This is a genomic window from Streptomyces sp. UH6 (assembly GCF_013421635.1).
Classification (GTDB): Bacteria; Actinomycetota; Actinomycetes; order Streptomycetales; family Streptomycetaceae; genus Streptomyces; species Streptomyces abyssomicinicus.
Map to the genome: position 1 here is coordinate 1 of NZ_JACADT010001229.1, position 1,436 is coordinate 1,436.

Here is a 1,436-nt window from a genome sequence, read left to right on the forward strand (position 1 = left end):
GCCCCACCACGCGCAAGCGGGCGGCGCCCTGCACACGTGACCTCGCTGCGGCGTGCCCAAGCCGGACCTCGGCGGACAGCACTGTTCATCCCCCGACCCGCCCCCTTCCCGGAGGGGCTTACGTTCCGCGGAGCGAGCCGTCGCGTGCGTACGTGACGCCTGCGCCCACCCTCCCCCAAGCTCTCGACTTCGCTCGAGCAGGGGGGACCCCCATCGCCCTTAGCGGCACGACTGCCCGCAGACGGAAGGGTCGGGTCAGGCGGCCGCACGGCGGCGCGTGATGCGCGTGCCGCGCTCGGGTGGGAGGGCCGGGTGCGTGCGGGGGCCGGTGGTGGGGGGGCGTACCCGGACGGGGGTACAGCGGTCGCCCGGGGCCGGGGGGTGGGCGACGCTGCGGGAAGAGGACCGCCCGAACTCCCCGGAGGCAGACCCATGCCCGTTCCGCTACGCCGTCTCGTACTCGCCGTGACCCTCTCCTGCGCCCTCGTCGCCGGCGCAACCGGCTGCGGCAGCAGCGAGCCCACCACCTCCTCCCCGCAGGCGGACACCCGGGTCAACGCGCGGGCGAGCGCGCAGGCCCTGGAAGCCGAGGCGATGGCACAGATGAGGGCCGAGGCGTCCCAGGTGGGGCGGACACGGGCCGAGCCCACGCCCACCACCTCCGCCGAGAAACAGAAGTTCGCCAAGACCCGCTTCGTGGTGAACGCCGGCCTCGCCGCGGGCGCCACCTACCAGTGGATCGTCAAGCCGTTCCGCGCCGGGAGCTTCAAGAAGGGCGCCGACGGCCGCCGCGTCTCCCTGGTCAAGGCCGGCCTCGCCGGCGTCTTCGCGTACAACCGCCTCAAGGCGGCGATCGACAACGCCAAGGGCGACCCCACCCTGGCGAAGGCCGTCGCCCCGCTCGAAGAGGGCATCGAGAAGATGAAGGACCTGCCCAAGCAGCTCCGCAGCGGCGACAACACCGACGAGATCGTCGGCAACTTCGACAGCATCATCAACGACGTCAAGGACGCCGGGAAGTCCGCCGGCGCCGAGGTCACCGACAAGGTGCCCTCCGCCGGAGAGCTGCAGGGCGCGCCGTAGCGGCACGGCACGCGGCACGGCACGCGGCACGACGAAGGCCCCCGCCGTACGGCGGGGGCCCAGGTCACGAGTGACGCGAACCGTCAGCCCCGCTGGATGCCCGAGGCGTCCTGCAGCAGACCACGACGCCCGTCCTGGGTCTGCGCGACCAGACCCGGACCCCGCTGGTCGACCGCCAGGTACCAGACGCCCGGCGTCAGTTCGGCGATCTGCGTCGGCGAACCGTCCTCGGCGTACAGCGCCCGCGGCGCCGGCACGGCGAACCAGAACGGCGAGAACTCCGGCCCCGCCTGCTGCTGCGCGGGGGCGGGCGCGCCGCCCTGCTGCGGCTGACCGCCGTAGGGCTGCGGCTG

The 1,436-nt window shown here is 73.9% G+C and carries 1 protein-coding gene and 1 pseudogene; one reads left to right on the plus strand and one right to left on the minus strand.

The window, feature by feature from the left end; genetic code table 11:
• The first annotated feature begins 432 nt into the window (after nucleotides 1-432).
• Nucleotides 433-1,083: a hypothetical protein gene (locus tag HW445_RS30830; RefSeq protein WP_180224081.1), complete on the plus strand. Its 651-nt coding sequence runs from the start codon at nucleotides 433-435 to the stop codon at nucleotides 1,081-1,083.
• A gap of 83 nt (nucleotides 1,084-1,166) precedes the next feature.
• On the opposite strand, the pseudogene HW445_RS30835 reads toward HW445_RS30830, so the two are convergent.
• Nucleotides 1,167-1,436 (minus strand): annotated as a pseudogene (locus HW445_RS30835) (hypothetical protein); the annotation flags it as partial.

Bases quoted from the DNA above. Each gene is read 5' to 3' on its own strand.
- HW445_RS30830 (WP_180224081.1), top strand. From the start codon at position 433: ATGCCCGTTCCGCTACGCCGTCTCGTACTCGCCGTGACCCTCTCCTGC.